Consider the following 24,163-nt stretch of genomic DNA (forward strand, 5'->3'; position numbering starts at 1 on the left):
AATGGGGGTCTCAGCGGCATCGCCAGGTAGACTGCAAAGGTCATTCCTGGCGCGTTTGCGCCCGGAACTTCAGCACCCGAGTGTGATCCGGACCCCCGGCCGGGTTCGCGCGCGTGTGCGAGAGCTTTGAGGAGCAACCCTGCCCGTGGCCGACTCGAGCACCACCACAGGTTCGCCGGCGACGACGGAGGGCACCTACAACGCGAGCGCGATCACCGTCCTCGAGGGGCTCGAGGCGGTCCGCAAGCGTCCCGGCATGTACATCGGCTCGACCGGGGAGCGCGGGCTGCACCACCTGGTCTACGAGGTGGTGGACAACTCGGTGGACGAGGCGCTCGCGGGGTACTGCGACCACATCGACGTCCGCCTGCTCGCGGACGGCGGAGTGCGGGTCGTGGACAACGGGCGCGGCATCCCGGTCGACATCGTCGAGAGCGAGGGCAAGCCGGCTGTCGAGGTGGTGCTCACCGTGCTGCACGCGGGCGGCAAGTTCGGCGGCACCGGGTACGCGGTCTCGGGTGGCCTCCACGGCGTCGGCGTGTCGGTCGTCAACGCGTTGAGCACACGGCTCGAGGTCGAGGTCCGGCGCGGTGGGGGCGTGCACCGGCAGACCTACCGCGACGGGGTGCCCCAGGCGCCTCTCGAGCGTGGCGAGGACACCGAGGTGTCCGGCACCACCGTCACGTTCTGGCCGAGCGACGTCATCTTCGAGACGACCGAGTTCGACTTCGAGACGCTGCGGGCACGGTTCCAGCAGATGGCGTTCCTCAACAAGGGTCTGCGCATCACGCTCACCGACGAGCGCCCGGCGCACACCGGCACGGACGACGAGGTGACCGGCGCCGACGGGGGGGCCGCCGAGAGCACCGACGACGACACCCACACCGCGCGCACCGTGAGCTACCGCTACGAGGGCGGGCTCGTCGACTACGTGAAGCACCTGAACACGGCCAAGAAGGCCGAGCTGGTCCACCCCGAGGTCATCGACTTCGAGTCCGAGGACACCGAGCGCCGGCTGTCGCTCGAGATCGCGATGCAGTGGACAGGGGCGTACACCGAGTCGGTGCACACGTACGCGAACACCATCGCGACGACCGAGGGCGGCACCCACGAGGAGGGCTTCCGCGCCGCGATGACCTCGCTCGTCAACCGCTACGCGCGCGACAAGAGCCTGCTCAAGGAGAAGGACGAGAACCTCTCGGGCGACGACATCCGGGAGGGCCTCACCGCCGTCATCTCGATCAAGCTCGGCGAGCCGCAGTTCGAGGGCCAGACCAAGACGAAGCTCGGCAACACCGAGGCGAAGACCTTCGTGCAGCGCGTCGTGAACGACCAGCTCGGCGACTGGCTCGAGCGTCACCCGACCGAGGCGCGCGACGTCATCCGCAAGTCGATCCAGGCGTCGGCCGCGCGCATGGCCGCCCGCAAGGCCCGCGAGGCCACTCGACGCAAGGGCCTCCTCGAGTCCGGCGGCATGCCGGGCAAGCTGCGCGACTGCCAGTCGAACAAGCCCGAGGAGTCGGAGATCTTCATCGTCGAGGGCGACTCGGCCGGCGGCTCGGCCGTGCGCGGCCGCAACCCCCGGACGCAGGCGATCCTCCCGATCCGCGGGAAGATCCTCAACGTCGAGCGCGCTCGCCTCGACCGTGCGCTCGGCAACCAGGAGGTCCAGGCGCTGATCACGGCCTTCGGGACGGGAATCGGCGAGGACTTCGACCTCGCGAAGCTGCGGTACCACAAGATCATCCTGATGGCCGACGCCGACGTCGACGGCCAGCACATCGCGACCCTGCTGCTCACGCTGCTCTTCCGGTACATGCGGCCCCTCATCGAGCACGGGCACGTGTATCTCGCCCAGCCGCCGCTGTACCGGCTCAAGTGGTCGAACGCGGAGGACGACTACGTGTACTCGGACCGCGAGCGCGACGCGTTCCTGGCGGCGGGTCAGGCCGCGGGCAAGCGGATGCCCAAGGACGCGGGCATCCAGCGCTACAAGGGCCTCGGAGAGATGGACTACTCCGAGCTGTGGGCCACCACGATGAACCCCGAGCAGCGCACGTTGCTCCAGGTCACGTTGGACGACGCGGCCGCGGCGGACGAGATCTTCGCGGTGCTCATGGGCGAGGACGTCGAGTCTCGCCGGTCCTTCATCCAGCACAACGCCAAGGACGTCCGGTTCCTGGACATCTGAGGGCAGCGCTGCTCGTGCCGGCACGGACCAGCGGCGCGCACCAGGGCTCCACCACCGCGGTGGTCCACGGCCGGCGAGCATCCGCTCCGGCCGGGGCCCCGCCCGAAAGACGAGGTAGACGGTGACCGACGAGACTCCCGGATCCGGCAACGGCGTGGGCGGGATCGCCCCGGGCGACGCGGTGGCGCTGGCCGCTGCGGCCCTGGCGCAGCACGGACGCATCGAGCAGGTGGACCTTCAGCTCGAGATGCAGCGGTCGTACCTGGACTACGCGATGAGCGTGATCGTCGGGCGGGCGCTGCCCGACGTGCGCGACGGCCTCAAGCCCGTCCACAAGCGCGTCCTCTACGCGATGTACGACGGCGGCTACCGCCCCGACCGCGGGTACAACAAGTGCTCGCGCGTCGTCGGCGACGTCATGGGCAAGTACCACCCGCACGGCGACACCTCGATCTACGACGCCCTGGTGCGCCTGGTCCAGGACTGGAACATGCGGTACCCGCTCGTGGCGGGCCAGGGGAACTTCGGCTCCCCCGGCAACGACCCGGCCGCCGCACCCCGGTACACCGAGTGCAAGATGGCGCCGCTCGCCATGGAGATGGTGCGCGACATCGACGAGGAGACCGTCGACTTCCGCGACAACTACGACGGCAAGAACCAGGAGCCGATCGTCCTGCCGTCGCGGTTCCCCAACCTGCTCGCGAACGGCAGCGCCGGCATCGCGGTCGGCATGGCGACCAACATCCCGCCGCACAACCTGCGCGAGCTGGCCGCGGGCGTGCAGTGGCACCTCGACCACCCCGAGGCCACGCGGGAGGAGCTGCTCACGGCCCTGATGGAGCGCATCAAGGGCCCCGACTTCCCGACCGGCGCGACGATCCTCGGCAGGCGCGGCATCGAGGACGCCTACCGCACGGGTCGCGGCTCGATCACGCAGCGGGCGGTCGTGACCGTCGAGGAGATCCAGAACCGGACCTGCCTCGTCATCACGGAGCTCCCCTACCAGGTCAACCCTGACAACCTCGCGCAGAAGATCGCCGAGCACGTCAAGGACGGCCGCATGCAGGGCATCGCGGACATCCGCGACGAGACCTCGGGTCGCACGGGTCAGCGCCTCGTCGTCGTGCTCAAGCGCGACGCCGTCGCCAAGGTCGTGCTCAACAACCTCTACAAGCAGACCCAGCTGCAGGAGAACTTCTCCGCGAACATGCTGGCGCTGGTCGACGACGTCCCACGCACCCTGAGCCTCGACGCCTTCATCCGCCACTGGGTCACGCACCAGCTCGACGTCATCGTGCGGCGGACGACGTTCCGCCTGCGCAAGGCGGAGGAGCAGGCCCACATCCTGCTCGGCTACCTCAAGGCGCTCGACCAGCTCGACGAGGTCATCGCGCTGATCCGCCGCTCCCCCACCGTGGAGGAGGCGCGCGTCGGCCTCAGGGCGCTGCTCGAGGTCGACGAGGACCAGGCCAACGCCATCCTCAACCTCCAGCTGCGCCGGCTCGCGGCCCTCGAGCGGCAGAAGATCACCGACGACTACGACGAGCTCCAGCGCAAGATCGCGGACTTCCGCGCGATCCTCGCGTCGCCGCAGCGCCAGCGCGACATCGTCGGCGCCGAGCTGCAGGAGATCGTCGACAGGCACGGGGACGACCGGCGGACGACGATCCTCCCGTACGGCGGCGAGGTGTCGATGGAAGACCTCATCGCCGAGGAGGACGTGGTCGTCACGATCACGCGCGGGGGCTACGCGAAGCGCACCCGGGTCGACAGCTACCGCCAGCAGAAGCGCGGCGGCAAGGGGGTGCGCGGCGCCCAGCTGCGCGAGGACGACATCGTCGACCACTTCGGGATCACGACGACGCACCACTGGATCCTGTTCTTCACGAACCTCGGCAGGGTGTACCGCGCCAAGGCGTACGAGCTGCCCGAGGGCGGACGCGACTCGAAGGGCCAGCACGTCGCCAACCTCCTGGCGTTCCAGCCGGGCGAGCGTATCGCCGCGGTGCGGTCCATCCGGGACTACGACGAGGCGGAGTACCTCGTCCTGGCGACCCGGCGTGGGCTCGTCAAGAAGACGCGACTGTCGGAGTACGACTCGAGCCGCACCGGCGGGATCATCGCGATCAACCTCCGTGAGGACGACGAGGGGCTGCCCGACGAGCTCGTCGCCGCGAAGATCGTGGACTCCACGGACGACCTGATCCTCGTCTCCCGCAAGGGGCAGTCCATCCGGTTCACCGCGAGCGACGCCGCGATGCGGCCGATGGGCCGCGCGACGTCGGGGGTCACCGGCATGAAGTTCCGCACCGGCGACGAGCTCCTCACGATGGACGTCGTCACGGAGGGTGCGCACCTGTTCGTGGTGACCGAGGGCGGGTTCGCGAAGCGGACGTCCGTCGACGAGTACCGCGTCCAGGGACGCGGCGGGCTCGGGATCAAGGTGGCGAACCTCGTGGAGGCGCGCGGCGACCTGGTCGGGGCGCTGGTGACCGACGAGGACGACGAGGTGCTCGTCATCATGGAGCGCGGCAAGATCGTGCGTTCGGCCGTCAACGAGGTCACGGCGACGGGGCGCAACACGCAGGGCGTCACGTTCGCGAAGCCCGACAAGGGCGACCGGATCATCGCCATCGCGCGGAACAACGAGCGACAGCTCGAGCAGGATGCGGCTACCGTTGACGACGAGACAGGTTTGGAGCCGACTGATGCGACGGTATCCACCGACGCCACGGAGACGGCCGACGCAGTCGATCGAGCCGACGTGCCGGCGACCGTGAGCGAGGGAGACGAATGAGCAGCGATCGACCGGCCCCGCCGTCCATCCCGCCGCGCAACCGCACCGGCGCACCCGCCGTCCGCCCTGCGGGTGGACGCCTCCCGGGCCAGCCGGACCTCCCGCAGCCGCCGCCACCCTCCGCGACGCCGGCTCCTGCGTCGGGGGCCGGACCGGTCGCGACCCAGGCGTCGGCTACCGCGCCGGCCGCGACCCAGGCGTCGTCCGCCGGCGGAGCGGCGCGCGCGACGGGCCCGCGCGACTCCGCTTCCCCGCCCGCGCCGGCGCCCGCCGGGGGCGGCGTCACCACGGCCGTGAAGCGGGCGCTGAAGAGCGCCTCGTCGGCGGTCGTCGAGGCGTCCGCCGCCGTGACGAGCGAGCTCCGGGGCTCCACCCGATCGACCACCACCGAGGACGACGAGACCTCGACCTCCGGCTCCACGAAGGCGGCACCGACCATGACGGCCACCGAGACCCCGGCCGCTGCGGCGCCGCGCGCGCGCACAGCGACCGGCGCGTCGAGCGCGCGCACCGGGACCGCCACGGGGAACCAGGCGACCAGGTCCACCACGCCGACACCGGCGAAGGACGGCGCGCCGCGGCGGGTCCGGCTCTCGGTGTCGCGCGTGGACCCGTGGTCCGTGATGAAGCTGTCGTTCCTGCTGTCGGTGGCGATCGGCATCATGCTCGTCGTGGCGGCGGCCGTCGTCTGGATGGTGCTCGACGGCCTTGCCGTGTTCACCGAGATCAACACGATGATCACCGAGATCGTCGGCGAGGAGTCGACGATCAGCTTCCTCGACTACGTCCAGTTCGACCGGGTCGTCTCCGGCGCCGTGGTGATCGCGGTCGTGGACGTCGTGCTGCTCACGGCGCTGTCGACGATCGGCGCATTCCTCTACAACATCACGGCCGCCCTCGTCGGAGGGGTCACGCTCACGCTCACGGACGAGTGAACGAGGAGTCGTGACGCCCGCTCGCCCGCTGCTCGCCCGCCGATTGGGTCGCTCGCGCGGGCTGCGGTAGTCTCGTCCGGCGCCTGGGGGAACCCGGGCACGAGTGCGGGCCTATAGCTCAGACGGTTAGAGCGCTTCCCTGATAAGGAAGAGGTCACAGGTTCAAGTCCTGTTAGGCCCACTACCTCAGACCCCACGTGGAGGGTTCGATGAAGAAGCTCCTGCTGATTCTGAGCGTCGCGGTCGGCGGCTACCTGCTCTGGCGCCGGATCGAGGACCGTGACGAGCGCGACCTGTGGGCCGAGGTCACCGACACGTTCGAGTGAGGACTCACCTGAGGTGAGAGACGGTCGCCCGAGCACGGTCGGCACGTCACGCACCACCGGGGGCCATGGCGCAATTGGTAGCGCACCTGCTTTGCAAGCAGGGGGTTAGGGGTTCGAGTCCCCTTGGCTCCACCGCAGGTCACAGGCCCTCTCCGGCTCCCGGGGAGGGCCTGTGCCGTGTCGCGTGGGCACGCAGTGCCTGCTCGGGCGTGATCATCCGTCGTGGTGCGGCGGTACCGAGCTGCGCTGCCCTGTTCGTCGGCTTCTGCGCCGGACGAGCCCCTGGAACGAGAAGGCCCCGACCAGGCGGTCGGGGCCTTCTCGGAGGGCGTCGCGCCTCAGCCGCGGCTGCTCGCGTCCCCGGGCGGCTCGGGGTCGGTGCCGCCCGTGGTACCGGTCGTGCCGAGCGGGTCCGGCGCCGTGAGCGGCCCTGTGCTGCTCAGCGGCGGGGCGGCGGGGGAGTCGGAGTCGTCCGTCTCGGCCGGCACCTCGTCGGACGCGTCGGCAGATCCGGCGTCCGACCCGGCGTCCGACCCGGCCCGACGGCGCGACGCGGCCTTGCGGGTCGCCTCGCGCGCCTCGGCCATGCGCTCGGTGACGTCCTCGCGCAGCTCGGCCGCGCGGTCGGCGGCCTTCTTGGAGGCCTCTCGCCCGAGTGCGACGGTGGCCCCGGCAGCCTCACCGACCGCCTCGGCCGCGTCGCCCACCACGGTCTCCGCGGTCCGGCTCGGCGTGCCGGCCGGCTCCCACGGCTCGGCCCACGGGTCCGTCGTCGGCTGCGTCCGCTTCCAGGCCGCGAAGGCACCGGCGACCGCCGCGAGGAGCGCGAAGAACCAGAACACCTTGCGCCCCGTGTGCTTCTTCTCGGCCGCGGCGGCAGCAGCAGCAGCAGCGGCCGCGGCCTCGGCGGCCTTCTTCGAGCCAGAGCCCGCCCGCTCTGCAGCGTCGTTCACGGCCGCGACGAGACGGGGGATGAACTCGTCGACGATCTTGTCGTGCGCCTGGTCGATGGCGGGCGTCGCCTTGTCGGCGGCCTTCGCGACCTGCGGCGCGGCGGCCCTGACGCTCTCCTGCCAGGCCTTCTCGACGCGGGGGATCAGCCAGTCGACGCCGGCCTCGAGGCGCGGCGACGACCACTCCTTGGCGTGGCCCGCGGCGTCCTTGGCGTGGCCCGCGGCCTCCGCTGCGGCGGCCTTGGCGAGGAGGGCCGCCTCCTTGGCTTCCTTGGCGAGGTGCGCGGCGGTCTGGCTGGCGGAGCCGCTCGCGTCGGCGAGCGTGGCTCCGAGGCGTTCCTTCAGCCCGGCGGCCTCGACGATCTCGACGGTCGGACTGGCAGAACGGCGGATCCGGTCGAACATGTCCACTCCCGTTGGGTCGGCGGCGCGTGCAGTCGAGAGGACCACTCTGCCACCGACGGGCGCGACGCGCTGCGGCACCTGCGGCCCGTGGAACAATGGGCGCCATGTTCGCGACTCTGCACACCTCTGCCGGTGACATCCGCCTCGAGCTCTTCCCGAACCACGCGCCGAAGACGGTGGCCAACTTCACGGGCCTCGCCACGGGCACCACGACCTGGACGGACCCGCGCACCGGCGCGGAGAGCAACGCCCCCCTCTACGACGGCGTGATCTTCCACCGCGTGATCGACGGCTTCATGATCCAGACCGGCGACCCGCTGGGGAAGGGCACCGGCGGCCCGGGCTACGAGTTCGACGACGAGATCCACCCCGAGCTGGGCTTCACCGAGCCGTACCTCCTGGCGATGGCGAACGCCGGCCAGCGCCGCAACCCGGTGACCGGCAAGGTCGGTGGCACCAACGGCTCGCAGTTCTTCATCTCCGTCGCCCCGACCACCTGGCTCACCGGCAAGCACACGATCTTCGGCAAGGTCGTCGACGACGCGAGCAAGGCCGTCGTCGACGCGATCGCCTCGGCGACGACCCAACCGGGCGACCGGCCGGTCGAGGACATCGTCATCCAGTCGGTCACGGTCGAGGACTGATCACGCTGCCAGGCGCGCGTCGTCCTGACGGCCACCATGTCGGTTGACGGGCCCGCGGGGTCGGCACCGCCCGAGGCTCCCCCGGTCTGCCCGCGTCACCCGGACCGGGTCTCCTACGTGCGCTGCCAGCGGTGCGGTCGGCCGGCGTGCCCGGAGTGCCAGCGCCCCGCGGCGGTCGGCATCCAGTGCGTCGACTGCGTGCGCGACGCCGCGCGCGCCATGCCCGCGACCCGCACCGCGCTCGGGGGCCGGGTCCGGGAGGGCAAGCCCGTCGTCACGCTGACGATCATCGGGCTGGCCGTCGTGAGCTACGTCGCCCAGCTCGTGGTGCCGGGCTTCACGCAGCAGTGGGCCTTCTCGCCGGCGGCGGGCGAGGTGGAGCCCGTGCGCTTCGTCTCCGCCGCGTTCCTGCACTCGCCCGGCAGCCTGTTCCACATCCTGTTCAACATGTACGCGCTCTGGCTCGTGGGGCCCTACCTCGAGGCGACCCTCGGGCGGTGGCGCTACGCGGCGCTCTACCTGCTCTCGGCGGTCGGCGGCTCCGTGGGCGTGCTCCTGCTGGCGTCGCCCGTCGTCACGCAGGTCGACACGTCGTGGTACGACGGCGTGGTGGGGGCCTCGGGGGCGGTGTTCGGGCTCTTCGGCGCGATCCTCGTGGTGCTGCGCCGGCTCGGGCGCGACGCCCGGCAGATCCTCGTGTTCCTGGGGATCAACGCCGTGATCGGGTTCGTGCTGCCCAACATCGCCTGGCAGGCGCACCTCGGCGGGCTCGTCACCGGCGTCGCGCTCGGTGCGGCGTTCGCCTTCGCACCGCGGAGCCGACGCCTGCTGGTGGGCGTCGTCGCGACGGCAGGGGTCGCCGTCGTGCTCGTGGTGCTCGCTCTCGTCAAGTACGCAGGCGCCTGAAGTACGCAGGCGCGTGACCGCGAGCGCGAGACGACCGTCCCCAGAGTTCCTCACACCTGTGGAACTACACCGCTGTAGTTATCCACAGCCCTATGCACCCCTGGGGACAAGAACGCAACGTCCGCACTCCGTGGGGCCCTGAGCCCACGGAGTGCGGACGTTGCGTGTTGGCTTGTGCCGGGGGGGGGTAACGGGGAGGGCTCAGCGGCAGCGGGTCAGTGCCAGCGGGTCAGTGCCAGCGGGTGGTCAGGCTGAAGCCGGTGATGATGAGCACGAAGCCGACCGCAAGGTTCCACTGTCCGATCCCGGGCACGGGGTACTCCGACCGGGTGAGGTACGTCGTCACGATCCAGACCAGACCGAGCAGCATGAGCCCGAGCATGACCGGGACCAGCCAGCGGGGGTTCGGCTTCGGACCAGCCTTCTCGGGCGGCGGGACGTAGGCGGGCTTCTTCCGGGACCTCGACTCGGGCACGGGGCTGGCTCCTGTCCTGGTGCTGCGGACGGGCGGGAACCACGGCGGTCCGCCACTCATCGTCTAGCGTAGTGCTCTGGACCCCGGGGGTTGGAGCACACGTGAGTGACAGGACGGCGCGCCACACGCGCCCGGGACGGCGCGGCACGGCCTCGGTCGCGCTGGTTCTCGCGCTCGCAGGGGTGATCTTCAGCGCCAACGCACGGCTCGCGAGCGGTCAGGAGGGGCGTCACCCGCAGGACCTCGCGAGCCTGTCCGAGGTCGAGGCCGATCGCGTCGCGGTGCTCGCGCAGCGCGTCGACGGCCTGCGCGAGCAGGTCGACGAGCTGACGGCGAGACAGCCGGTGAGCGTCGACACGGGGGATCCCAGGGCAGTCACCCTGATCGACATCGCGTCCGGTCGTGCGCCCGTGACCGGCCCGGGCGTCACCGTGCGCCTGACGGACGCCCCCTACGACGGCGCGCTTCCCCCCAACGTGAGCCCTGACGACCTCGTCGTGCACCAGCAGGACCTTCAGTCGGTGATCAACGCCCTCTGGGCCGGCGGCGCGGAGGCGATGGCGCTGCAGGACCAGCGCGTCACCGCGACGACGGCCTACCGGTGCGTCGGCAACGTGCTGTCGCTCGGCGGCCGCCTGTACTCGCCGCCGTACGAGGTGCGCGCGATCGGCGACCCGAAGGAGCTGCGCGCCGCCCTGCTGGCCGCCCCGGGAGTCATCGCGTACCTGAAGTGGGTGGATGCGTACGGGCTGGGCTGGTCGGTCACCAACGACACGAAGCTCGAGCTCCCGGGTACGGAGGGCGGCACCGAGCTGCGGTTCGCGACCACGCCGGAGGGGATGCCCGTCTTCCCCACCGACGGCGTGGGGGGAGCCGTCGCCGTCGCCGCGCGTGCCGACGAGGCGACCGCGCTGCGATGACGACGGACGGGACGACCAGCACGGACGCGACCACGCGCCACGTCGCGGAGGCGGCGCCGGGCGGGCGAACCCACGACACGTCCGCCCCGGCGGTGGAGGCCGCGCCCCGGCGGTCCACGCCGCCACCCGCCACCCGGCGGGCGGCGACCGTCGCCGGCGTCCTCGGCGAGCTCATGATCACGCTCGGCGTGCTCCTGCTGGCGTTCGTCGCCTGGCAGCTGTGGTGGACCGACGTGGAGGGCGAGCGCGCGCAGGCGGCGATCGTCGAGGAGCTCGACTGGGCACCGATTCCCGCGCCCGACGAGCCCGCGCCCCCGCCGCCCGCGCCCGCCGTGATGCGCCGGGACGCGTCGCCGCCGATGGCCGAGCCGGCGTACGCCGAGACCTTCGCCACGATGCTCGTGCCGCGCTGGGGCCCGGACTACGAGCGACCCGTGAGCCAGGGCGTCGATCGGGCCACGGTCCTGGACCCCCTCGGCATCGGCCACTACCCCGGCACGGCGATGCCCGGCGACGTCGGGAACTTCGCCGTCTCGGGCCACCGCACCACGTACGGCAAGCCGTTCAACCGGGTCGCCGAGCTGCAGATCGGCGACCCCATCGTCGTCCGCACGGCCGACATCTGGTACGTCTACCGCGTCACCAGCACCCAGATCGTGCTCCCCGAGGACGTCCAGGTCATCGCCCCTGCGCCGAACGAGCCGGGCGTCGAGCCGACGGTCCGGTCGATCACCCTCACGACCTGCCACCCGATGTACTCGGCACGCGAGCGCTTCATCGTGCACGGGGAGCTCGACTACTGGATGTCGACCGCGGACGGGTTCCCCGCCGAGATCTCTGGAGGCGCATGATGTACGGATGGCTGTGGCGGCACCTGCCGGGTCCGGCGTGGACCCGGGTCGTCCTGGCGGCCCTGGCGGCCCTCGCGGTCCTCACGGCGTGCTTTGTGTGGGTGTTCCCCGCGATCGCCCCGCTGATGCCGTTCAACGACACGACGGTGGGAGCGGGCATGACCACGACCGACCTGACGGGCCGTGACCGGTGACGAAGATCCTGGTCGTCGACAACTACGACTCGTTCGTCTACACGATCGTCGGCTACCTCACGCAGCTGGGTGCGGACTGCGTCGTCGTCCGCAACGATGCGGTTCCGCCGGTCGACGAGCGCGCCGGGTTCGACGGCGTGCTCGTCTCACCGGGCCCCGGGACCCCCGCCGCGGCCGGGGCGAGCGTCGACGTCATCCGCGACTGCGCGGCGTCGGGCACCCCGATGCTCGGGGTGTGCCTCGGCCACCAGGCGCTCGGCGAGGTGTTCGGCGGAACGGTGACCCACGCGCCCGAGCTCATGCACGGCAAGACGAGCCAGGTCGAGCACGAGGGCGCCGGTGTCCTCGCCGGGCTGCCCAGCCCGTTCACCGCGACCCGCTACCACTCGCTCGCCGTCGTCGACGGCACGGTGTCGGGCGAGCTCGAGGTGACCGCCCACGTCGCCTCGGCCGCCGGTCCGGTGATCATGGGACTCCAGCACCGGACCCTCCCGCTGCACGGCGTGCAGTTCCACCCCGAGTCGGTGCTCACCGAGGGTGGGCACCGCCTCCTGGCGAACTGGCTCGCGATCTGCGGGGACGACGACGCGGTGGCCCGCTCGGTGGGCCTCCATCCGCTCGTCCGCGGCTGAGAACCGGCACGTCGCCGGCGCTGCGCACCCCACGGGTGCGTCAGACGAGCGGCAAGGCCAGCGTCCGCGCCCAGGTGCCGTCCATGAGGACGTCGGCCATCAGCTGCTGACGGACCGTCAGCGCCGCCAGCAGCGCGACCACGACTGCCACCACGGCCCGACGGCGACGCGGCGTCCAGGCCACCGTCAGCGTCAGCCAGCGCCCCGTGGCGGTGCCGAGACCCGCCCTGACCAGCGCGAGCCCCGCACCGATCACTGCCAGCGGGCCCAGCGGGTTGTACCCCCACGCCCGTGCCCACTCGCCCCGGACCGTGAGGTAGGCGGCCCTCGTCCCGCCGCACAGGGGATCCATGATCCCGAGGTAGTGCAGGAGGCCGTGCAGGTCCACGGGCGGCAGCCCGAGGAGGGCGAGCGCGCTCGCCGCCAGAGCCCCCGCGGCCCCGACCGTTGTCACCAGACGGTGCTGGTCCCTGGCCTTCCACGACAGCGCCCACGGGCGGACCGCCGCGGCGCCCGCGGGCCCGGACGCCCCGCCTCCAGCGCGCCATGCCGCCACCGTCGGCCTCCTCGTCGTCGTTCGTCGGGGTGAGGTCGGCCTCGCTCAGTCGGCGTTGGCGCCGTTCCCACCGGGCGGTGGGGTCGCGCCGCCCCCGGCGTTGCCGCCGCGTGACACCTGGAGCGTCACGGTCGATCCGATCTGCACGGTGGTGCCGCGGTTCGGGTTCGACGAGATGACCGTGTCACGCGGCTGGTCGCTGTCGACGTCGGCGCGGGCCGGGACGAGCCCGAGCTCGGTGAGCTGAGCAGCCGCGTCGGTGAAGCTCTTCCCGACGAGGTCGTCGGGGACGGTGACCGTCGTGGGTGCGACGGCCACGTCGATCGAGATCGTGGTGCCCTGGGGCACCAGGCCCGGGCTCCGGTCCTGGGCCAGCACGGCGTCGGGCGCGTCGGCGCTCTCGACGTTGTTGATGCTCGAGTTGAGCCGCAGCCCCTGGAGGGTGGCGAGCGCGGCGGCCCGCGTCATCCCCACGAGGTTCGGCAGCTCGACCTGGCCCGAGGCCACGAAGATGGCGACCGTGGTCCCGGCGGCGACGGACGTGCCGGCCGGCGGGTCCGTCCGCACGACGTCCCCCGCGTTCGCGGGCACGTTCTCGCTGGTCACGTTCCCGGGGTCGAGTTTCGCCTCCTCGATCAGCCGGCGCGCCTCGTCCTGCGACCGGCCCGTCACCTCGGGGACGACGACCTGGTTCGGGCCGCTCGAGACGAACACCTTGACCGGGGTCCCGACGTCAACCTCCTTGCCGCCGGCAGGGTCGGTCCGGGTCACGGCGTCGGCCGGGATGGTGTCGTGCGGCTCCTCCTGCCGCTCGGGGGTGAGCCCGAGCTCGGTGAGCTGCGCGGCCGCGGCCTCGTAGGTCGCGTTGGTGAGCTCGGGGATCTGGACCCGGTCGACGGCGCCGCCGTCGCGTTCGGCGTTCATCCCCAGCAGGATCGCGATGCCCGCGATGGCGGCCACGGCGATGGCGATGAGCGTCCAGAGCAGCCCGCGCCGCTTCCGGGGCTCGTCCTCGTCGGAGTACGGGGCGGCCGCGTCCTGCGTGGTGGTGTGGCCTGTCGGCGCCCACGGCGGCGGGCCGGCGGGCATCACCTGCGTCTGGCCGGCCGTCGGCGCCAGGACCTGAGTCGACTGCGCGGCGGCCGTCTCCATGGCGGCCGTCGCGGCGAGCACGCCCACCGCGGGCGCCGACACGCGGCCGCCGCGGACGGCGGACTCAAGGTCGGCGCGGAACTCGGACGCGCTGCTGTACCGGTTGTCGCGCTCCTTGGCGAGCGCCTTGAGCGTGATGCGGTCGAGGGTCTCCGGGACGTCGGACGCGATCGAGCTGGGCGTCGGCGCAGCCTCGCGGACGTGCTGGTAGGCCACGGCGACGGGGGAGTCGCCCGTGAACGGCGGCCGTCCGGTGAGGAGCTCGAACAGCAGGCAGCCGGTCGAGTACAGGTCGCTGCGCGCGTCGACCTGCTCGCCGCGGGCCTGCTCGGGGGAGAGGTACTGCGCGGTCCCGATGACCGCCTGGGTCTGGGTCATCGTCGCGGCCGAGTCGGCGATCGCCCGCGCGATGCCGAAGTCCATGACCTTGACCGCGCCCGTCGGGGTGAGCATGACGTTCGCCGGCTTGATGTCGCGGTGCACGATCCCTGCGTGGTGGGAGTACTCGAGGGCGGACAGCACGCCGGCCGTGATCTCGACGGCCTCCTCGATCGGCACCGCCTGGCCGTCGCGCAGGATGTCGCGGACCGTGTGCCCCTCGACGTACTCCATGACGATGAACGGCACGTGCGCGACGGCGCCGGTCGGCTCGGTGAAGACGTCCTCGCCCGTGTCGTACACGGCCACGATCGCGGGGTGGTTGAGGGACGCCGCGGCCTGCGCCTCGCGCCGGAACCTCGCCTGGAACGAGGGGTCGCGGGCCAGGTCGGAGCGCAGGATCTTGATCGCCACGGTGCGGCCCAGGCGGGTGTCGTGACCGATGTGGACCTCGGCCATGCCACCGCGCCCGATGAGCTCGCCCACCTCGTACCGGCTGGCGAGGATCCGGGGTGCGTCGTCCGCCACTACGCGTCCTTAGCTGTCGTCGTCGTCGGCGCACCGGCAGGGAGTTCGCCGGACGCGCTGGGGATGATCATTTCACCGTCGGCGGCCTGTTCCGCGGTACTGCCGGTCACGTGCGTGCTGCTGCGCGGTGCTGTCGCGGCCGGGCGGGCACCGGCGCCCTCGTCCGGGCCCGCCGCGTTGACGAGGGTATCCGCCAACGCACCCCCGAGGAGCGCGATGAGCAGCAGGATGAGCGCGAGCATGGGCCACGTCACCCGTCCGAGCCGCCACCCGGTCGTCGTGGAGGTCCGGGTCGTGGAGGTCCGGGTCGTCGTCGTCCGGGTCGTGGTGGTGCGGGTGGCGGCGCGCGAGCTCGGCCGTGGCTCGGCCGGCGGCCGTCCCCCTGCCGACTCGCGCGTCTCCCGTAGCTGGCGGCGCGGCGGGTACGACGGCGGAGGCGCCGCGATGCCGCCGGGCGCGACCGTGGGTGGCGCGCCCGCGGGGGGCGCGACCGTCGTCGGCGCGACCGCAGCGCCGGCGGGCGCCGAGACCATGACCGGCACGCCCTCGGGCGGCGTGCTCTCGACCATCTGGTCGAACGTCCGGGCGAGGGCGGTCGCCGAGCGCGGGCGCTCGGCCGGCTCCTTCGACAGCATCCTCATCACGAGCTCCGCGAGCCGCGGCTCGATCGAGGGCGGCAGCGGCGGCACGGGCTTGTTGACGTGCGCGACGGCGATGTCGACCGCCGTCGGGCCGGTGAAGGGCCGGTGCCCGACCAGCGACTCGTACGCCACGATGCCCAGCGAGTACAGGTCGGACGACGGCGTCGCGGGCCGCCCGATCGCCTGCTCGGGCGAGAGGTACTGCGCGGTGCCCATGACCATGCCGGTCGCCGTCATCGGCACCTGGTTCACGGCGAGGGAGACGCCGAAGTCCGTGATCTTCACCCGCCCACCCCGGCCGAGCAGGATGTTGCCCGGCTTGACGTCGCGGTGCACGACGCCGGCCACGTGGGCCGCGTGCAGCGCGCGCGCCGTCTGGGCGAGGATCGGCAGGAGGCGCTGGATCGGCAGCACTGGCTCGCGCTCGAGCAGGTCGCTCATCGGCTCGCCCACGACGAGCTCCATGACGAGGTACGCCGAGCCGTCCTGCTCGCCGTAGTCGTAGAGCTGCGCGATGTTGGGGTGCGAGAGCGAGCCCGCGTTGCGCGCCTCGGTGCGGAACCGGTCGAGGAACCCCTTGTCCCCCGCGAACTCCTCGCGCAGCACCTTGACGGCGACGTCGCGCGCGAGCGCGAGGTCGTGCGCCGCCCACACCTCGCCCATGCCGCCGACGGCGATCTGCCGCTCGAGGCGGTAGCGCCCGACCAGCGCGGTCCCCGGCGTCGGCTTCATCGGGCGAGCACCGCCTCGATGACGGCGCGGGCGATCGGGGCGGCGACCCGTCCGCCGGTCGCCTCGCTGCCGGCGCTGCCGCCGTTCTCGACCACGACGGCGACGGCGACCCGCGGGGCGTCGGCGGGCGCGAACGCGGTGAACCACGCGTGCGGCGCGGCCTCGTCGGTCGTCTGGGCGGTGCCCGACTTGCCCGCGACCCGCACGCCCGGGATGCGCGCGCTGGTCCCCGTGCCGTTCTCGACGACGCCGACCATCATCTCCGTGAGCGCTCCCGCGGTCTGCGCCGAGACCGAGGTCCGGAGCACCTCCGGGGACGCCTCCCGGACGACCGCGAGGTCGGGGTCGCGCACGGTCTGGACGAGGTACGGCGCCATCTGTGCGCCGTCGTTGGCGATCGCGGCCGAGACCATGGCCATCTGGAGCGGCGTCGCGCGCACCTCGTACTGACCGATCGCCGAGAGCGCGGTCTGCGGGGCGTCGACCTCCGCGGGGAACCGGCTCGTGGCGACGGCCAGCGGGATCTCGAGGTCCGAGCCGAACCCGAACGCCTCGGACTGGGCGCGCAGCGCGTCCGCACCCAGGTCGAGGCCCAGCTGCCCGTACGAGGTGTTGCACGAGATGCGCAGGGCGTCCGCGAGGCTGATCGTCTCGCCCGGCCCGCAGTCCGAGCCGCCGAAGTTGCGGATCTGGGCGCTCGAGCCCGGCAGGGGGAGGCTGACCGGGGCCGCGAGCTGGCTCTCGGGGGTCAGGCCCGCCTCGAGCGCCGCGGCGGTGTCGACGAGCTTGAACGTCGACCCGGGCGGGTAGGTCTCCCGGATCGTCCGGTTGACGAGCGGCCGGCTCGGATCGGCGTCGAGCGCGCGGTACGCCTCGTTCACCGCGGTGGTCGAGTGCCCGGCCAGCACGTTCGGGTCGTACGACGGGCGGGACACCATCGCGAGGATCGCGCCCGTCGTCGGGTCGAGCGCCACGACGGCGCCGCGCTGCTCACCGAGGGCGTCCCAGGCCGCCTGCTGGACCGCCGGGTCGATCGTGAGCTCGACCGACGACCCCTGCGGCTGCCGACCCGTGAACAGGTCCTGCACGCGCGAGAGGAACAACGAGTCCGCGGTGCCCGTGAGGTACTCGTTCGCGGCGTCCTCGATGCCCGTGCGCCCGTACACGACCGAGTAGAAGCCCGTGGCCGGCGCGAACAGCGCGCCGTTGGCGTAGGTGCGCTGGTAGCCGAACGGGTCGTCGACAGGGGTCGACGACGCGACGGGCTCGCCCCCGATCACGATCGGGCCGCGCGAGTTGTCGAACTCGCGGTAGAGCGTGCGCACGTTGCGGCGGTCGCTGTTGAGGTCGCCCGCCTGGACGAACTGCACCCACGTCGCGGCGCCCATGAGCGCGAGGAACATGCTGAGGACGACGACCGAGATGCGACGCAGCGGGGTGTTCATCCGCGCGCCTCCTCGAGGCCGGTGAGGACCTGGGTCTTCTGGTGGTCGGCCGTGCTCGGCGGCGGCTCGACGAACCCCTTGACGACGGGCGCCGGCCGACGCGCGCTGTCGGAGATGCGCAGCAGGAGCGCGACGATCACCCAGTTCGCGAGCAGCGAGGAGCCGCCGTACGCCATGAACGGCATGGTCAGGCCCGTGAGCGGGATGAGCCGCGTGACGCCGCCGACCACCACGAAGCACTGGAACGCCACGACGAACGCGAGCCCGCCGGCGAGCAGCTTGCCGAACCCGTCCCGCACCCCGATCGCGGTGCGCAGGCCGCGCTGGACCAGCACGAGGTAGACGAGCAGGATCGCGAGGAGCCCGGTCAGCCCGAGCTCCTCGCCGAGCGAGGCGACGATGAAGTCGGACTCGGCGTACGGCACGAGGTCCGGCCGTCCACGGCCCCAGCCCGTGCCGAACAGCCCGCCGTTCGCCATGCCGAACAGGCCACGCACCAGCTGGCCGGAGCCTCCCGGCGACCGGGCGAACACGTCGTCGTCGAACGCGTTCAGCCACGCGTCGAACCGCGCGCCGACGTGCGGGAACGCCTGCGCCGCGACGACCGCGCCGCCAGCGAACAGCACCAGGCCGAGCACGATCCAGCTGAGCCGCTCGGTCGCGAGGTAGAGCATCGCGACGAACACCCCGAAGAACAGCAGCGAGGTGCCGAGGTCGCGCTCGAGGACGAGCACCGCGAGGGAGCCGGCCCAGACGAGGAGGATCGGGCCGAGGTCCCGGATCCGCGGGAGCTGCAGCCCGAGGACCTTGGGGCCGGCCAGCGTGAGCGTGTCGCGGTTCGTCACGAGGTAGCCCGCGAAGAACACGGCCAGCGCGATCTTGGCGAGCTCGGCGGGCTGCAGCGACTGGCCGCCGACGTACACCCAGATGCGGGCGCCGTTGATGCTCGCGCCGAGCCCCGGCACGAGCGGCAGGACGACCAGCACGAGACCGACGACCATCGCGGTGTAGGTGTAGCGCCGCAGCGTCCGGTGGTCCTGGAGCAGGACGAGCACGACGGCGGCGAGGATCACGCCGATCGCCGTCCACCCGAGCTGGCGGGTCGCGAAGGTCGTCGGGTCGCCGCTCGCCGCGTTCGCCAGGTCGATGCGGTAGATCATCGCGAGCCCGACGCCGTTGAGCGCGACGGTCGCGGGCAGGATCACGGGGTCCGCGTAGGGGGCGCGCAGGCGCATGACGACGTGCAGCCCGACGCCGAGGCCCACCATGCCGGCGCTGTAGCCGTAGATGTTGGTCGGCAGGGACCCGGCGACGTTGAGGCCGACGAGCGCGTAGGCGGCGACGCCGAGGGCGAGCGCGAGCACGAGGAGCCCCAGCTCGACGCCGCGACCGGGACGTACGCGATGGGGGCTGACCGTCGCCATCAGCGGTCGACCATCAGGACGGTGCGCCTGGGGCGGGCGCGGGCGGGGCGGCGGGGTCGGGCGCGGGTTGGACCGGGGCCGGCGCGGGTGCGGGCGCGGGCGTGACGGCGGGCGTCGGGGTGGGCGACGGCGTCGGCGGGGTGGTCGGTGGCGCCGCCGAGTCGGCGAGCCGGCCGACGCGTTCCCGGGCGTCGTCGAGCGACGTGGCCGGGATCGTCTGCGCGAGCCGAGCCTGCACGTAGCCGGGCAGGTCGTCGGTGCGCAGGTCCGCACGCTCGACCACCTGCGAGAGCGCGACCGGCCCGACGTTCTGGGGGATCCCGCGGAAGATCGCGACGTCGTCGTCGGCGACCCCGACGTAGAACTGCGTCTGCGTCCAGCGGTAGGCCGCGTAGCCGCCCGCACCGACCGCGACCAGGAGCAGGAGCACCGTGACGAGCGTCAGCGCGCGGCGGCGGCTCCGCCGGCGGGCGACGGCGGGGTCGGCCGCGTCGTCCTCGGCCGTGTCCTCGTCGAGGCGGGGAGCGGCGTCGTCGCTCTCGGTGACGGCAGGCGCGGTCCGCGTGAGCGTGGCCGCGCGAGCTGCGGGGCCGTCCGTCGCGGTCGTCCCGCGGTGGCGGGACGTCGCAGCCGACCCGACGACCGACGACGACGTGACGGGGGCCGCGCCGTCGGGCAGGGCGTCGAGGTCGACGACGTCGGCGACGATCACGGTGATGTTGTCGGGGCCGCCGCCGCGCAGCGCGAGCTGCACGAGGCGCTCGGCGCACGCGTCGACGTCGTCCACCGCCCGCAGGGTGTCGGCGATCGTGTCCGCGCTGACGACACCCGAGAGCCCGTCGGAGCACAGCAGCCACCGGTCGCCGGCGCGCGCCTCGCGCACCGACAGGTCCGGGACGATCTCCATGTCGAAGTCGCCGAGCACGCGCATGACGACGGACCGCTGCGGGTGGTGCTCGGCCTCCTCGGCCGTGATCTTGCCCGTGTTGACGAGGTGCTGGACGAACGTGTGATCGGTCGTGACCTGCGTGAGCCCGCCGTCGCGCAGCAGGTAGGCCCGCGAGTCACCGATGTGCGCCATGGCAAGCTTGCTGCCCGCCCGGAGCAGGGCCGTGACCGTGGTGCCCAGGCCCGCGAGCTCGGGGTCCTGGCTCGCGCGCGAGAGCAGGTCGTCCTGCGCCCGGTGGAGCGCCTGGTCGAGCTCCTCGAGCGCGTCGTCCGGGCCGTGCGCCTCGTCGTCGAGCGGGGCCAGGTTGGCGACCGCGACCGACGACGCGACGTCACCCCCCGCGTGGCCGCCCATGCCGTCCGCGACGACGAGCAGGTGCGGGCCGGCGTACGCCGAGTCCTGGTTGTTGGACCGCACGAGGCCGACGTCGGAGCGGGCGGCGTACCGCAGGGCGATGGTCACTGGTCCTCCCGCCCTACTTCTGGAGCTCGACGACGCTCTGGCCGATGCGCACGCGGGCGCCCGGCGGGACGAGGGTCGGCTGCTCGACCTTGGTGGACCCGAGGAACGTACCGTTCGTGGAGCCCAGATCCTCCACGAACCACTGGCCGCCCTGCGGGAAGATCCGGGCGTGCCGCGAGGACGAGTAGTCGTCGTCGAGCACGAGGGTGCACGACGGGGCGCGGCCGATGAGGATCGCCGACGACGTGAGGGGGAGCGTCGTGCCGCGCAGCGGGCCGTCGGTCACCACGAGGCGGGTCGGCTGCCCGTCGCGACGGGCGGCTGCCGGCTGCTTCGTGGGCGCGGACGTGTCCCGCGCCGGCGCGACCGAGGGCACGCCGGTAGCCGGGCTGGTGGTCTTGCGGCCGCGCGAGGTGATCTTCGTCCCGTAGAGGTCGTGGCGCAGGACGCCGATCGCGGAGAGGACGAAGACCCACAGCAGGACGAGGTACCCCAGCCGCAGCAGGGTGACCGCGAGCTCACTCATGCGGACCCGTCACCGGTCGTCCTCGCCGGCCTCGTCCTGACCGGTCCAGAACATGATGCGGGTCCGGCCGATGGTCAGGGTGTTGCCGTCGAGCAGGGTCGCGGCAGGCACCTGGTGGCCCTCGACGAACAGGCCGTTGGTGGAGTCGAGGTCGGTCGCGACGACGCCGTCGGGGGTCACGCGGATCTCGAGGTGCCGACGGGAGACGCCCGGGTCGTCGACGATGATGTCGGCCTCCGAGCCGCGGCCGATGACCGTGACGGGGCCGGTGAGCAGGTAGCGCTGGCCGTCGATGTCGAGCAGCGGGTGGCGCGCGCTCGGGGCCGCGGCGGCGGTCGCGGGGGCGACGGTGCCACGCACGGTCGAGCTGCGGACGCGGAACCGGCCGGTCTCGAGGTCGTCGTGCTCGGTGAACGTCACGGTGACCGGGCCCACGAACGCGTAGCGCTGCTGCGAGGCGTGGTCGGTGACGTTCGAGGCGAGCTCGTCGGCCAGCGTCTCCTCGCCCCACTCCACGACGCGCCGGTGGTCGTCGTGCGACAGCTCGATCGTGAGCTCGTTGGGGACGACGGTGCGCTCGCGGTCGACGACGGCGGCCCGGTCGTCGACCTCGCGACGCAGCGCGCTCGCGAGCTCGACCGGCTTCACCTCGCTGTGGAACGCCTTCGCGAACGCGGTGTTGACCACGCGCTCCACGCCCTGCTCGAACTTGTCCAGGATGCCCACGGTCACCTCCTTGCGTCGTTCGTCGTCCGCTCCGTACGCGAGATCCCGGGCATGGTGGCGCCGGCGGGGTGCACCGCTGCACCCGATCGTAACGATCTGATCGCGATCGGACGTCGCGAGCGGGCCCCGGGGAGTCGACGTGTCGGTGTGACCTGCGGTTCTGCCGGGTGAACTGTGGTCGTCCGTGCGGCTCGGTGGTGCGTGGCAGGCGGGCCAGGTGGGCGGCGAGGGGTCCGTCACGGGGTGCGTGACGGGGTGCGTGATGGGGTGCGTGACGACGTCGGCGGTGTCCCCGGCGAGGTGAGGCCGAGGTGCCGTGCGTGCTAATGTGCTCCGGCGCGCGCGAGTGGCGGAATGGCAGACGCGCTGGCTTCAGGTGCCAGTGTCCGAAAGGGCGTGGGGGTTCAAGTCCCCCCTCGCGCACAGATCCTTGGGAGTCTTCCCAAGGTGACAACGAGTCGGGAACCCACGGGCTCCCGGCTCTTTGTCGTTCACGCCTCGCACAACGGCGCAGCTTGCGGTCAGGCGGCGGGTTCGCCGTCGGTCTTCACCTTGCGGCGCAGCCCGTCGAGGAACGAGGCGGCGACGTCACTCACCGCGTCGAGGTCGAGCTTTCCTGTGAAGACGTTCTCGGACACGGTGCGCCAGCTCTCTCCCACTGTCGCCGTGATGGTCGCGGCCACCGATGCCGAGATGACGGACCCGACTCCGGGGACCAGCTTGAACAGGGACGTGGCGGCGTACTTGCCGCCCATGGTGGCGACACTGGTCGCGCCGGTGATCACCTTGCGTGCTTGATCCTTCGGGACGTTGTAGATCGCTGCGATCCTGGCCATCAGCGCCATCTGCGCGGGCACGAGGATGCCTGCGTCCGCGACGGGAACGGGAACGAAGCCGACTCCGCCCGCGAACGTGGATGCCCCGGCGATCCAGGACCGTGCGAGTCGCAGCTTCGAGCGCAGGTCGATGCGCTGGGAGGCGATCAATGCGTTCAGGCGGCCCTGCGGGACGGCGGTGTAGGTGCGGTCGAGCAGGTCCTGGAGGCCGTGAGATGGCAGGCCGCTGAAGGGGTCAGGCGTGGCCCTGGCGAGCACGACCTTGTTGCTGACGATCGGCAGGTCACGCGCTTCGATCGAGGCGGCGAGCTCGAGGTGTGCCGGTGCGAACTCCTCACCACGGCGATGGACTTGGGTCAGGACGAGGACGACGGGGATGCCGAGGGTGTCGAGCTCACGCACGAGCGCAGCCTGCCCGTCGTCGAACCGTCCGGACGGGCCCGAGACGGCGAACCAGGCGACGTCGAACGTGTCCTGCCTGCTGCCGCGCCGGTTGTCGGCGACCTGCTTACGCAGCCACCTGCTGGGCTTGTCTCCGGTCTCGAAACCCTGGAAGTCCCAGATAGCGAGGGTGCCTTCGGCGTTCACGTGCTTGTGCACACCTTTGGTCACGGGTTCCCCAACCCCCGCTGCTGCGACATCCTCGCCGAAGACGGCGTTGATCAGAGTCGACTTGCCGACGCCAGTCCCCCCGAAGATCGCGATGCGGACGGTGCCGAGCTCGCGCGTCTGCTCGTCGTACGCATCGTCGAACTGATCAGGCGAGTCCAGCGTGGCCATGGTCGCTCCCGGGGCTTGGGGTCTGGTGAGGCGAGCGTAGGAGGTCCGGAGACGTCGAGCGCCAAGGCTCACTGCTTGCTCCAGACGCCGCACGAGTTGTCGAAGTCCTGACCAGTACTCAGCGTGACGGTCGGGAAGCCTCCCTCCGGCAGGTCGTTGTCCACGATGTCCGAGCCGTTCGTGCCGCTGCGGAGGATCGCCCAGTAGCACATGGACGTGACCGGTTCGGCCGTGCGATAGGTGCCCGGCTCGATGTCGACACCGACGGTCCAGACGCCGTTCTTGATCTGCGTCGCCGCGATCTGATTCTCGGTGGCGGTCACCGCTGCCTCGCGGGCCTCCAGGTCACCCTGGCGGGAGTCGAGCTCCCCCGAGAGCGCATCGAGTTCGTCGGCGCGAGCTTCGAGCGCGGCTTCCTTTTCGGTCGCTGCCGATGTGGCGTCGTCGGCGCGCTCCTCGGCTGTCTCGACGGCGTCCCGCAGGTCGTCTCGCTCGGCCGCGACTCTGACGTACTCCTCGGACGCGGTCGGGTCGCCGCTTCCTCCTGCGGCGCCCACGCCGATTCCGAGGAAGAACGCGAAGGCCGCGGCGACGGGCCACGCCCAGCGGTGCTTCCTCCTCGGTCCGGCGGGCGATGCTGTCGGAGGGATTGCCGCGGTCGGCGGACGTTGCGATGCATCGAAGTCATGCTGCGTGGTCATGGAGATCTCCTCGGCTCGGATCACACGGGATCGACGGTCGTACACGTCGGTGCCCACCTTTCGCCGGAGCACCAGCATTCGGCCATCTGCGTCCTGAT

The 24,163-nt window shown here is 72.1% G+C and carries 22 protein-coding genes and 3 tRNA genes; 13 read left to right on the plus strand and 12 right to left on the minus strand.

All coding sequences use genetic code 11. From position 1 onward, the window contains the following. Positions 1-145 precede the first annotated feature (145 nt). From gyrB to HIR71_RS09470, 6 genes are all read left to right on the plus strand, one after another. Positions 146-2,191 carry a DNA topoisomerase (ATP-hydrolyzing) subunit B gene (gyrB, locus tag HIR71_RS09450; protein ID WP_311836198.1) on the plus strand — a complete coding sequence of 682 codons (2,046 nt, stop codon included), beginning with the start codon at positions 146-148 and terminating at the stop codon, positions 2,189-2,191. 163 nt (positions 2,192-2,354) lie between these two features. Further along, a complete protein-coding gene (gyrA, locus tag HIR71_RS09455) occupies positions 2,355-4,988 on the plus strand; it encodes a DNA gyrase subunit A (protein WP_472595091.1) in 2,634 nt (877 codons plus the stop codon). Further along, positions 4,985-5,923, plus strand: a complete 939-nt coding sequence (locus HIR71_RS16860; protein ID WP_249051728.1) for a DUF3566 domain-containing protein — start codon at positions 4,985-4,987, stop codon at positions 5,921-5,923. Before gyrA ends, HIR71_RS16860 begins: the two co-directional genes overlap by 4 nt. A 107-nt stretch (positions 5,924-6,030) precedes the next feature. After that, positions 6,031-6,104, plus strand: a tRNA-Ile gene (locus HIR71_RS09465). A 28-nt stretch (positions 6,105-6,132) separates the two neighbouring features. After that, a complete protein-coding gene (locus HIR71_RS16450) occupies positions 6,133-6,249 on the plus strand; it encodes a DLW-39 family protein (protein WP_211373996.1) in 117 nt (38 codons plus the stop codon). A gap of 59 nt (positions 6,250-6,308) precedes the next feature. Continuing rightward, positions 6,309-6,381 (plus strand) — tRNA-Ala (locus HIR71_RS09470). A gap of 206 nt (positions 6,382-6,587) precedes the next feature. Here the strand turns inward: HIR71_RS09470 and HIR71_RS09475 are convergent. Then, the gene (locus tag HIR71_RS09475; RefSeq protein WP_169324814.1) at positions 6,588-7,607 is read right to left on the minus strand and encodes a hypothetical protein; all 1,020 of its coding nucleotides are present in this window, start codon (positions 7,605-7,607) and stop codon (positions 6,588-6,590) included. A 104-nt stretch (positions 7,608-7,711) separates the two neighbouring features. Between HIR71_RS09475 and HIR71_RS09480 the strand changes: the two genes are divergently transcribed. Both HIR71_RS09480 and HIR71_RS09485 read left to right on the plus strand, forming a co-directional pair. Continuing rightward, complete coding sequence (locus HIR71_RS09480) at positions 7,712-8,251, plus strand: peptidylprolyl isomerase (RefSeq protein WP_169324815.1); 540 nt, start codon at positions 7,712-7,714, stop codon at positions 8,249-8,251. Positions 8,252-8,449: 198 nt separating this feature from the next. After that, a complete protein-coding gene (locus HIR71_RS09485; RefSeq protein WP_396031324.1) occupies positions 8,450-9,157 on the plus strand; it encodes a rhomboid family intramembrane serine protease in 708 nt (235 codons plus the stop codon). Between the two features lie 229 nt (positions 9,158-9,386). On the opposite strand, the gene HIR71_RS09490 is transcribed toward HIR71_RS09485, so the two are convergent. Beyond that, complete coding sequence (locus HIR71_RS09490) at positions 9,387-9,632, minus strand: cell division protein CrgA (protein ID WP_169324817.1); 246 nt, start codon at positions 9,630-9,632, stop codon at positions 9,387-9,389. A 101-nt stretch (positions 9,633-9,733) separates the two neighbouring features. Here HIR71_RS09490 and HIR71_RS09495 point away from each other — a divergent pair, with 101 nt between their 5' ends. The 4 genes from HIR71_RS09495 to HIR71_RS09510 are packed head-to-tail and all read left to right on the plus strand — an operon-like array spanning position 9,734 to position 12,229. Continuing rightward, positions 9,734-10,552, plus strand: coding sequence for a DUF881 domain-containing protein (locus HIR71_RS09495; RefSeq protein ID WP_311836199.1), 819 nt, complete (start codon positions 9,734-9,736; stop codon positions 10,550-10,552). Next, positions 10,549-11,403 (plus strand): class E sortase, encoded by an 855-nt coding sequence (locus HIR71_RS09500; RefSeq protein ID WP_169324818.1) that lies wholly within the window; start codon positions 10,549-10,551, stop codon positions 11,401-11,403. Before HIR71_RS09495 ends, HIR71_RS09500 begins: the two co-directional genes overlap by 4 nt. Next, positions 11,400-11,597, plus strand: a complete 198-nt coding sequence (locus tag HIR71_RS09505) for a hypothetical protein (RefSeq protein ID WP_311836200.1) — start codon at positions 11,400-11,402, stop codon at positions 11,595-11,597. The genes HIR71_RS09500 and HIR71_RS09505 overlap by 4 nt, the downstream gene beginning before the upstream one ends. Continuing rightward, positions 11,594-12,229, plus strand: a complete 636-nt coding sequence (locus HIR71_RS09510) for an aminodeoxychorismate/anthranilate synthase component II (protein WP_169324819.1) — start codon at positions 11,594-11,596, stop codon at positions 12,227-12,229. Before HIR71_RS09505 ends, HIR71_RS09510 begins: the two co-directional genes overlap by 4 nt. Before the next feature lie 40 nt (positions 12,230-12,269). Here HIR71_RS09510 and HIR71_RS17470 read toward each other — a convergent pair whose 3' ends face one another. From HIR71_RS17470 to HIR71_RS09550, 8 genes are read right to left on the minus strand one after another with little or no spacing between them, the layout of a single operon-like run. Then, positions 12,270-12,785 carry a DUF2752 domain-containing protein gene (locus HIR71_RS17470; protein ID WP_169324820.1) on the minus strand — a complete coding sequence of 172 codons (516 nt, stop codon included), beginning with the start codon at positions 12,783-12,785 and terminating at the stop codon, positions 12,270-12,272. Between the two features lie 45 nt (positions 12,786-12,830). Further along, a complete protein-coding gene (gene pknB / locus HIR71_RS09520) occupies positions 12,831-14,843 on the minus strand; it encodes a Stk1 family PASTA domain-containing Ser/Thr kinase (protein WP_169324821.1) in 2,013 nt (670 codons plus the stop codon). Next, positions 14,843-16,216, minus strand: a complete 1,374-nt coding sequence (locus tag HIR71_RS09525) for a serine/threonine-protein kinase (RefSeq protein ID WP_169324822.1) — start codon at positions 16,214-16,216, stop codon at positions 14,843-14,845. The genes pknB and HIR71_RS09525 overlap by 1 nt, the downstream gene beginning before the upstream one ends. Further along, a complete protein-coding gene (locus HIR71_RS09530; protein ID WP_169324823.1) occupies positions 16,213-17,661 on the minus strand; it encodes a peptidoglycan D,D-transpeptidase FtsI family protein in 1,449 nt (482 codons plus the stop codon). The genes HIR71_RS09525 and HIR71_RS09530 overlap by 4 nt, the downstream gene beginning before the upstream one ends. Beyond that, positions 17,658-19,085 carry an FtsW/RodA/SpoVE family cell cycle protein gene (locus tag HIR71_RS09535; protein WP_169324824.1) on the minus strand — a complete coding sequence of 476 codons (1,428 nt, stop codon included), beginning with the start codon at positions 19,083-19,085 and terminating at the stop codon, positions 17,658-17,660. Before HIR71_RS09535 ends, HIR71_RS09530 begins: the two co-directional genes overlap by 4 nt. A 13-nt stretch (positions 19,086-19,098) precedes the next feature. After that, positions 19,099-20,496 (minus strand): Stp1/IreP family PP2C-type Ser/Thr phosphatase, encoded by a 1,398-nt coding sequence (locus tag HIR71_RS09540; protein WP_169324825.1) that lies wholly within the window; start codon positions 20,494-20,496, stop codon positions 19,099-19,101. Positions 20,497-20,509: 13 nt separating this feature from the next. After that, on the minus strand, positions 20,510-21,022 hold the full coding sequence (locus HIR71_RS09545; RefSeq protein WP_169324826.1) for an FHA domain-containing protein FhaB/FipA: 513 nt from the start codon (positions 21,020-21,022) through the stop codon (positions 20,510-20,512). A 9-nt stretch (positions 21,023-21,031) separates the two neighbouring features. Continuing rightward, positions 21,032-21,748 (minus strand): FhaA domain-containing protein, encoded by a 717-nt coding sequence (locus tag HIR71_RS09550; protein WP_169324827.1) that lies wholly within the window; start codon positions 21,746-21,748, stop codon positions 21,032-21,034. Positions 21,749-22,088: 340 nt separating this feature from the next. Here HIR71_RS09550 and HIR71_RS09555 point away from each other — a divergent pair. Further along, positions 22,089-22,171, plus strand: a tRNA-Leu gene (locus tag HIR71_RS09555). Positions 22,172-22,269: 98 nt separating this feature from the next. Here the strand turns inward: HIR71_RS09555 and HIR71_RS09560 are convergent. Together HIR71_RS09560 and HIR71_RS09565 are read right to left on the minus strand one after the other, a co-directional pair. Beyond that, positions 22,270-23,364 carry a GTPase gene (locus HIR71_RS09560; RefSeq protein WP_169324828.1) on the minus strand — a complete coding sequence of 365 codons (1,095 nt, stop codon included), beginning with the start codon at positions 23,362-23,364 and terminating at the stop codon, positions 22,270-22,272. 68 nt (positions 23,365-23,432) lie between these two features. Next, positions 23,433-24,143, minus strand: coding sequence for a hypothetical protein (locus tag HIR71_RS09565; protein ID WP_211373998.1), 711 nt, complete (start codon positions 24,141-24,143; stop codon positions 23,433-23,435). Positions 24,144-24,163 lie beyond the last annotated feature (20 nt).

Origin of the sequence: Cellulomonas fimi (assembly GCF_012952065.1) — a bacterium.
GTDB classification, from domain to species: domain Bacteria; phylum Actinomycetota; class Actinomycetes; order Actinomycetales; family Cellulomonadaceae; genus Pengzhenrongella; species Pengzhenrongella fimi_A.